The sequence below is a fragment of the Stenotrophomonas sp. 1278 genome (assembly GCF_029892765.1).
GTDB lineage: Bacteria > Pseudomonadota > Gammaproteobacteria > Xanthomonadales > Xanthomonadaceae > Stenotrophomonas > Stenotrophomonas indicatrix.
This window is the reverse complement of sequence record NZ_JARXWD010000002.1, coordinates 352,562-361,071: the sequence shown is the minus strand read 5'-3', so window position 1 is coordinate 361,071 and position 8,510 is coordinate 352,562. Positions and strand designations below refer to the sequence as shown.

The window sequence follows — 8,510 nt, the reverse complement described above, 5'->3', positions numbered from 1 at the left end:
GGGGGGGGGGGGGGGGGTGGGGTGTTCCGCCCCCCCCGAAAACCCGGCCGTGGGGGGGGGGGGGCCCCCCCCCGGGCCCCCCCGGGCCCCCCCCCCCCCCCCCGCCCCACCTGTGACAGTTTCCCCACGACGGTTCGATCTGCCGTCGTGCATTCACTGTCGACATGATCGATCTTTGATTTTCAGTGATTATTTCGATCTAAATCGAAATTGATGATCCGACTTTCCCTCGGCCGGACATGGCCCGGCGCTACATCCAAAGCGCGCGGGAAACTGTCGAAGGCGGGGTAGGTCCGGTTGCGGGGGTGTCCGCGGCATCGATGCCGCGGCCAAGCCCCCATGGACGGGTTTACGGCGTCCCCCGCAACCGGACCCACCCCGCCATTCCACAGGAAACCTGCTTTTGCTTTCGGCAGTTGCCGTTGCCCTTGCCTCTGCGGGTGCCGGGCGGCAGCCCGGCCGATACCCCTCAGGCTGGCTGGCCGAGCTGTGCCGGCGCGCGCATCAGCGTGTCACGCGGCAGTTCGCCGAACACTTTCCGGTAGTTGTCGGCAAAGCGCGAAAGATCCCACAGCCCGCAACTGAGGGCGATGGCCTTGACCGAACGCCGGTTGGAATCGGCCATCGACAGGCTGCGGCAGGCCGCGCACAGCCGCAGCATCGACAGGTAGCGATTGGGTGAGGTGCCGAACAGATCCTCGAACGCATAGCGCAGGCCACGCTCGCTGACGCCGGCGGCGTCACAGATTTCATTCATGTAGATATTGCGGCGAAGATTGAGGCGCATGAAGTTCTCCGCCCGCTGCGCGATCAGGTAATGCGTGCGGCGGGCGCGGCTGCAACTGGGCCGATCGGCTGGGCCGGCACCGAGCAGCGCCTGGACATGCTCGTGCAGCAGGCGCTCGGTTTCTTCCGGCTGCAGCCCACCACCCTGCCCCAGCTGCGCGTGCAGTTGCTGGTAATGGCGTACCAGCGGCATCGCATCATCGCCAAGGTTGAACAGTGAAAGCGCCTGCCCCGCCGGTGGCGTGCTGCGCAGGCTCAGCTCGGTCAACTTGCGCTGCACGCGCGCGACCGGCACCAGCATCAGCGTCATCTGGGTACCAGGGCTGAGAGTGAATTCACTGATGCCTTCGGGCATCACGGTCAAGGCCATGCCCGGCGTCAGCGGCACGCCATGGCACCAGCTCAATGCATCATCGGTGGTGTGCAGGTAGCCGAGCATTGCCCAGTCCGGCGGCAGCATGAAACGGCCGCGGCAGTGGAAGCCACAGGTGATGCTGCAGAACAGGGCTTCCTCGTGAACGCGCGAAGCAAATGCCGCGCGCGGACCATTGCCATCCAGCAGCAACAGTTCCACATCGCACACGCGGAGCACGCCGCTCAGCGTGGCCAGGTCGATTGACCTGAGATCGCCGTCGTCGTTGTCTTCCACCCCACCATCGACCATGACAGTGTCGTCCCCCGTTTGGCCTGCCGCACGACCCCGCCCCCACTGCCTGACAGGGCGCACGCCGTTTCCAAGAGCATCGTCCGTTGCCGAGATGGACGCTGCGATGCACGCGCGTCCCTCCCTGAAAATGCAAAACCTTGAATGCGAGTATGCCCGATAATCGGCAGTCGTAAACAGGATGTTTCGACGCTGCGGAATTATCAACTGCGTGAAGAAAATGTGCGCGCCGATGGCATGGTTTTCGCATGCGCGCGGCTGGGCATCACATTATCTGCACGACCATGAATCGTTTTGCGCAGGAACGGATTTACGTCACAGATCCGCGCCGCAATATTCAGGCATCCGGCGAATCTGCCGAATTTGCATATAGGTTCCGGTTGCAGGGAACCGCCATTCAGGCAAAGTCGAATACACGGTGATCGGGCACGCAGACAGCGGCCACACCCAGGGGGACAGCATGACCATGCACGTACGAGATACCGTTTCGACCACCGGCCTGGAGCTGGGTGGTCGTGGTTGCGCGGCCGCTGCCCTGCCCGGGAATGATCACCCTGCTTGAGCACAGCGGGATTGCCCGCCGTGCCTCCTCCGCCAGGATGGCGGGGGCCTACGGACGGTCCCGGCGGAGCCGGGCCACCGCCCATGCAGGTGTCCTGCAGCAACTGACAGGTAGAGGGAGACAACCGTCATGAACGCATCGATCCGCAAGTTCCTGAAAGAAGAAGATGGCGTGACCGCGCTCGAATACGGGCTGCTGGCCGCCGTGATCGCCGGCATCCTGATCGTGGTGGGCAGAACCCAGATCACCGCGTTCTTCACCACGTTGTTCACCCGCCTGCAGGCCATTGCCACCGACGCCACCACCACCTAGCCAGCGCGCAGGGTGCAGCACCTGCGGTCGCTTCGATGGCGGCCGCGGTGGCCGATGAGGGGTTCTGCAACTGTCCAGTGACGGACAACGAGGGTGTGCGATGACACTGCTGGGATTGCTGGCCATGGGAGTGTGCCTGCGGATTGCGATCAGCGATCTGTACGCCCGCCGCGTGCCCAACACCTGGCTGCTGGCCGCGTGCGCGATCGCCGTGCCCCTGATCATCGCCGGCCAGTTCAATGCAACGCGCACGGTCTGGGCGCCACACCTGCTGGGCGCAGTCGTTGGCCTGCTGGCATTGCTGCCGTTCTATGCGGTGCGCTGGATGGGCGCCGGCGATGTGAAGTTCTTCGCCGTGCTCGGCCTGCTGCTGGGCTGGAAGGCATTGCTGCCGGTGTGGGTGCTGGCCAGCCTGGCCGCAGGTGCCCACGCCGTGCTGGTGCTGGCCGGTCGGCAGTTGGCCGGTCACCTGCCGCTGCGCCTGCAGATGCAGGTAAACCGCGCCAGCACGCATTTGAATGGCCACCCTGCCCTGCGCGAACTGCATGCCGCGCGCGAGGGGCGACAGGGCATTCCCTACGCAGCCTACCTGGCCTTCGCGGCGATTGGCTGGGTGTTGGCAACCACCTATGGAGGCGTCGCATGAAAGCGTTCGCGCGCCAACGCCAACGCGGCGTGGCCAGCATCGAATTCGCGTTGATGCTGCTGCTCGGCCTGGTGCCGCTGCTGCTGCTCACCTTTTCCGGCGTGCTGATCATGGCCGCGCAGCAGACGCTGGCGACGGCCTCGGCCGAGGGCGCGCGTGCTTCGCTGCGCTTTGGCAACGCCGGCGAGCGGCGCACCGCCGCCTGCCTGGCGGCCCGTCGCTCCATGCAATGGCTGTTGCAGTTTTCCGGGCAGAACCCGGACTGCAGCGGCGGCGGCACCGGCGCCATCGTGGTCTCGCCGCAGGCGCCCTGCGCCGGCCTGGCGACGGTGCAATGCATGACCGTGACGGTGAGCTACGACTATGCGTCCCATCCCTTCCTGCCCGGCACCGCCACGCTCTATGGCTGGGTGATGCAGGCCCCCATCCGCAGCGTCGCGGTCGCCCAGCTGGACCTCGGCAGCAACTGACGATCGGTACAGGAGACGATTTTCATGCTCAAGTTGACCCGCATCGCCGCCATCGCGCTGATCGCGCTCGCCGTGCTGCTGGCCGTGGTCGCCTTCGTGATCGGGCGGAAGCCTGCGGCCTCGGCGGACAACCCGAGCACCATCGTGAAGGCCGATGCGCAGACCTTCAGTGTCGTTGAAGCCACCGCGCGGCTGCCCGCCGGCGAGCCGATCAGCGCCAATGGCGTGCGGCTGACGCAACGCACCGCAGAAGTGCCGGGGGCCGTTGCCGACCTGGCAGCGGTGGTCGGCAAGGTGCCGGTGCAGGACATCAGCGAAGGCAGCGCGATTGCTGCCAGCCTGCTCGCACAGGGCTTCTCACTGCAGCTGCGGCCGGGTGAACGGGCATTGGCGGTGCCGGTCGATGAGCTGGTCGCGGCAGGCAACCGCATCCTGCCCGGTGATTTCGTCGACGTCTTCCTCAACCTGCGCAGCGCCGCTACCAGCTACAACGGCCAGCAGGACGTCGCACAGACGCGGTTGCTGCTGTCACGCCTGCGCGTGCTCAGCTACGGACAGCAGGACATCGCGGCAGCCCCGACGAGCAGCCAGGGCCAGGCCCCGGCCACGGCAGGCAACGACTCACGTGCAGCCGATATCACCAGCGGTTCCAGCAGTGCCCCCAGCAACGCAAACGGTAGCGATGCCACGCAGCCGGCGCGCACCGCGGTGCTGGCGGTGCCGGTGGCCGACGCCAACCGCCTGCTGCTCGGCGCACAGCAGGGCAAGCTGTTCCTCGCCCTGCGCAATCCCGCCGATACCGGCCTGCCGGATGTGGCGCTGTTCCCACAGGCGCGCGGCGTGCTGGACCCGGTGCGCGGCCTCGACAACGAGCAGCAGCAGGCCCTGCAGCGACCGGAGAACAACGCCTACGCCGGCCTGGATGGCGATGCGCTGGCTGGCCGCGGCAGCAGCGTGCAGCGCAGCGTCCACGAAACGCCGGCGCGTGCACCGGTGCAGCGTCGCTCGACGCCGCGACCGGCGGGCATCGAAATCATCCGCGGCGACACTGCTGCCCCCCGCGGCTCCCTTTGACCCTTGCCGAGAGCGCACATGACTGAACGTCGCCACCGCCTACGCCCCACTGTCCGCCAGCGCTGGCTGGCCCTGCTGCTGGTGCTGCTGGCACCGGGTGCGAGCGTGGCTGCCGACGATCTGCTGCTGCAGACCCGCGAACAGCGGCCATGGACGCTGCCGGCCGACCTGGAACGGGTTGCCATCGCCGACCCCGGCGTAGCTGACATCGTGATGCTGCGCGGCGCACGCCAGGCGCTGCTGGTAGGCAAGGCCCCCGGCACCACCACCCTGCTGCTCTGGCATCGCAAGCAGAGCGAACCGCAGCGCGTGCAGGTGCGGGTGCAGAGTGCCGTGCAGGGGGCCGCCGATGCCGGCTCCAGCGGACTGGTGTTCACCCAGCAGGACCAGCAGGGGCTGCTGCAGGGAAGCAGCGACAGCGTGCTGGCGCACATGCAGGAGCAGAAGACCGCGGTGATGGCGCTCGGCAAGGACGGCAGCCTGGCCGATGCCTCCACCATCAGCAGCGGCGGCGTAGTGCAGGTCGAGGTGAAGGTGGTCGAGTTCAACAAGACCGCGCTGAAGCAGATCGGCATCAACTTCCAGAACCGCAACGGTGGCTTCGCCTATGGATTCGCGCGGCCGGGCGGGCAGCTGCCAGGCAACACCGGCATCCTGCCTGGCATGAAGGAAGGTGAGTCGAGCAACGAAAGCGAGTCACCGATCTCCTCGGCATTCAGGCTGGTGTTCGGTTCGACCAAGGGCCTGTGGAACGCCGATGTCGACCTGCTGCAGGCCAACGGCATGGCGCGCGTGCTGGCCGAGCCCACTCTCGTCGCGCTGTCCGGGCAGAGCGCCAGCTTCCTGGCCGGTGGCGAACTGCCGATCCTGGAGCCGCAGGGGCTCGGCACGACCACGGTCACCTACAAGCCCTTCGGCATCGGCCTCACCGTTACTCCCACGGTGCTCTCTCCGAACCGCATTGCGTTGAAGGTTGCCCCGGAAGCCAGCGACCTGGACTACACCAATGCGATCGCGCTCAACGGCGTGCAGATCCCTTCGATCACCACCCGCCGCGCCGACACCACCGTCGAGCTTGGCGATGGTGAGAGTTTCGTCATCGGCGGCCTGGTCAGTTCCACCGTGGCTTCGACGGTCAACAAGATTCCGCTGCTCGGCGACCTGCCGATCATCGGTACGTTCTTCCGCAACTTCGACTACAAGCGCCAGGACAAGGAACTGGTGATCATCGTCACCCCGCGGTTGGTACAGCCGATTGCCCGCAATACCGAACTGCCGCTGCCCGGCGATCGCGAAGCCAAGCCGAACATGCCCGAATGGGGCGCGTGGCTGCTTGGCCCGATCAGCCGCGATCCGGTTCCCGGCTTCTCGCGCTGACCTGCATGACGTCTCCGGTACTACGCCCATGCCCTACGCCACTGCCCTGCCGCTGCACCCGCAAGGACCACCGATGAACCTGGTCCTGTACGGGATCGACCGTGAACTGCTGCCGCGCCTGGCTGCCAAGCTGCCGCCGGCCACGGCACTGCACTGGCAGGACAGCAGCGAGCCGACATCGGCCCAGGACCTGCAGCGTGGCCCGCAGAACCTGGTGCTGCTGGACTTCCGCCCGGAGCATGCCTCGGCATCGACGGTACTGGCGCAGCAGCTGCAGCAGACCCAACCCGAATTGACCCTGGTGGCGGTGGGCGCCACCAGCGCCGGCCAGGTGGAAGGCGTGGTGATGGCGCTGCGCGCGGGCCTGCGCGATGTACTGGACCTGGACAGTGACAACACCGGCATCGAAGCCGCCCTGCGTCGCGCTTTGTCACCGCGCCCCGCCGCAAGCGCACAGCAGGCGCACAAGGCGCGCCTGATCGTGCTGCTGGGCGTGCGCGCCGGCGTCGGCACCAGCACGTTGGCCGCACACCTGTCGGTGCTCGCACAGCAGACCCGCACCCTGGCCCAGGGCGATGCCGCCGTGCAGGACGGGCTGCTGATGGAGCTGGCGCAGCCGGCCGGCGACCTCGCCCTGTACCTCAACCTGGACAGCCGCTTCCACTACGAAGACGCGCTGCGCAATGCCAGCCGCATCGATGCCACCCTGGCCCGCACGGCGATGGCCCGGCACACCAGCGGACTGGTCCTGCTCGACCGTGCCAGAGGCAGCGACGCACTGCCGCCGTCCGATCCTGGTGCGCTGCTGCAACGACTGCGCGGCGTGTTTTCCAGCGTACTGTGCGATGCCGGTGGCTGCCCGCTGCGGCAGCTGCCGCCGCTGCTGCTGGACCAGGCCGATGAAATCTGGCTGGTGGCCGACGCATCGATCGCCACCCTGGTGTCGCTGGACCACGCCCTGAAGCACCTTTCCGGCCAGCGCGACCGCGAGAAGCGACTGCAGCTGGTGATCAACCGCCACGACGACAACAGTGGCATGAGCCCCGAACAGATCGCGCGCCGCTTCGAGCTGCCGCTGCTGGCCACCCTGCCCGAGCGGTCGCGGGTACGCGCCTCCGCCAGCCATGGCCATCTGCTGCTGCAGGATGCGCCGCGCGACCCGTACCTGCGTGCCCTCGCCCCGCTGGTGCAACGCCTGGATCCGGCTGCCTGCCCGCTCCAGGCGCACGGCCTGCGGGAAAGACTTGCCCTTGCCCTGGGTGGATCGCAATGGAAGACAAAGTGACCCCGTTCCCGCACGTTGTCGCCCGCAGCACGGTGCCGGAGCATGCACCGGGCAGCCTGCCGTTCGCACAGACCGAGCAGTACCAGAAGGTGCTGTCGGCCGCGCACGAGCATCTGCTCAACAGCATCGAAGACGAGCGCATCGACATCGATTCCTGGGCCCCCGACACCATCGCCCGCTGGGTGGAAGTGCAGACGGTCAGTTTCATCCAGGAATGGCGCATCCCCATCAACGAAGAAGAAATGCAGGTGGTGGCCGAAGGCCTGGTCAAGGAGCTGACCGGTTTCGGCCCGCTCGATGACCTGCTGCATGACCCCACCATCGAAGACATCCTGATCAATGGCTTCAAGGATGTGCATGTCTCCCAGGGCGGGCAGCTCAAACGCGCACCTCAGCGCTTCACCGATGACACCCACCTGCTGCGCATCCTGCGCCGCATCATCGCCCCGCTCGGCCGCCGCCTGGATGATTCCAATCCGATGGTCGATGCACGCCTGCCCAATGGTGGCCGCCTCAACGCGATCATCTCGCCACTGGCGGTGGACGGGCCGATGGTGTCCATCCGCAAGTTCCGCAAGGATCCGTTCACGCCCGACGAACTGCTGGCCAAGGGCACCTTCGATGCGCCGATGCAGGCACTGCTGAAGGCGATGGTGCTGGGCCGCTGCAACATCCTGGTGTCAGGTGGCACCAGCTCGGGCAAGACCTCGCTGCTCAATGCGCTGGCCAGCTATGTGCCGGCCAACGAACGCGTCATCACCGTGGAAGACACCGCCGAGCTCTCGCTCAACCACCCGCATGTGGTGCGCCTGGAGAGCCGCATCGGTGGCGCCGAAGGCCAGGGCGCGGTCAGCATCCGCGACCTGGTGCGCAACAGCCTGCGCATGCGCCCGGACCGCATCGTGGTCGGCGAAGTGCGTGGCGCCGAGGTGCTGGAGATGCTGCAGGCGATGAACACCGGCCATGACGGATCGATGGCCACCATCCACGCCAATTCACCGCGCGACTGCCTGTACCGCATCGAGATGCTGGCCGGCTTCGCCGGTTTCCAGGGCAGCGAAGACAGCCTGCGCCGGCAGATCGCCAGTGCCATCGACTTCATCGTGCAGATCTCGCGCCTGGGCAGCGGCCGCCGGGTGCTGGTGTCCATCACTGAAATCACCGGCGTCAGCGACAACCTGATCACCACCCAGGAGATGTTCCGCCACGAAGTGCAGATCGATGGCAGCGGCAAGGAAATCGACCGTTGGATCGGCCTCGGCTTCCAGCCACATTCGCACAAGCTGGAGCCGTTCCGGCAGTTGCTGCGCGAATCCCTGTACGGAGACTTCTGA

The 8,510-nt window shown here is 66.8% G+C and carries 8 protein-coding genes; 7 read left to right on the top strand and 1 reads right to left on the bottom strand.

Annotated elements, in window-relative coordinates; genetic code table 11:
• Window positions 1-469: 469 nt before the first annotated feature.
• A complete protein-coding gene (locus M2299_RS03870; RefSeq protein ID WP_025878548.1) occupies window positions 470-1,450 on the bottom strand; it encodes a helix-turn-helix domain-containing protein in 981 nt (326 codons plus the stop codon).
• A 691-nt stretch (window positions 1,451-2,141) separates the two neighbouring features.
• On the opposite strand from M2299_RS03870, the gene M2299_RS03865 reads away from it, so the two are divergent.
• From M2299_RS03865 to M2299_RS03835, 7 genes are all read left to right on the top strand, one after another.
• Window positions 2,142-2,324, top strand: coding sequence for a Flp family type IVb pilin (locus tag M2299_RS03865; RefSeq protein WP_025878547.1), 183 nt, complete (start codon window positions 2,142-2,144; stop codon window positions 2,322-2,324).
• 100 nt (window positions 2,325-2,424) lie between these two features.
• Window positions 2,425-2,970, top strand: coding sequence for an A24 family peptidase (locus tag M2299_RS03860; RefSeq protein WP_099784481.1), 546 nt, complete (start codon window positions 2,425-2,427; stop codon window positions 2,968-2,970).
• Window positions 2,967-3,440, top strand: coding sequence for a TadE/TadG family type IV pilus assembly protein (locus tag M2299_RS03855; protein ID WP_025878545.1), 474 nt, complete (start codon window positions 2,967-2,969; stop codon window positions 3,438-3,440). Before M2299_RS03860 ends, M2299_RS03855 begins: the two co-directional genes overlap by 4 nt.
• Window positions 3,441-3,464: 24 nt before the next feature.
• Complete coding sequence (cpaB, locus tag M2299_RS03850; protein ID WP_280883906.1) at window positions 3,465-4,514, top strand: Flp pilus assembly protein CpaB; 1,050 nt, start codon at window positions 3,465-3,467, stop codon at window positions 4,512-4,514.
• A gap of 18 nt (window positions 4,515-4,532) precedes the next feature.
• Window positions 4,533-5,891, top strand: a complete 1,359-nt coding sequence (locus tag M2299_RS03845; protein ID WP_025878543.1) for a type II and III secretion system protein family protein — start codon at window positions 4,533-4,535, stop codon at window positions 5,889-5,891.
• A gap of 28 nt (window positions 5,892-5,919) precedes the next feature.
• Complete coding sequence (locus tag M2299_RS03840) at window positions 5,920-7,176, top strand: fimbrial protein (RefSeq protein ID WP_345782453.1); 1,257 nt, start codon at window positions 5,920-5,922, stop codon at window positions 7,174-7,176.
• Complete coding sequence (locus M2299_RS03835) at window positions 7,161-8,510, top strand: CpaF family protein (protein ID WP_025878541.1); 1,350 nt, start codon at window positions 7,161-7,163, stop codon at window positions 8,508-8,510. Before M2299_RS03840 ends, M2299_RS03835 begins: the two co-directional genes overlap by 16 nt.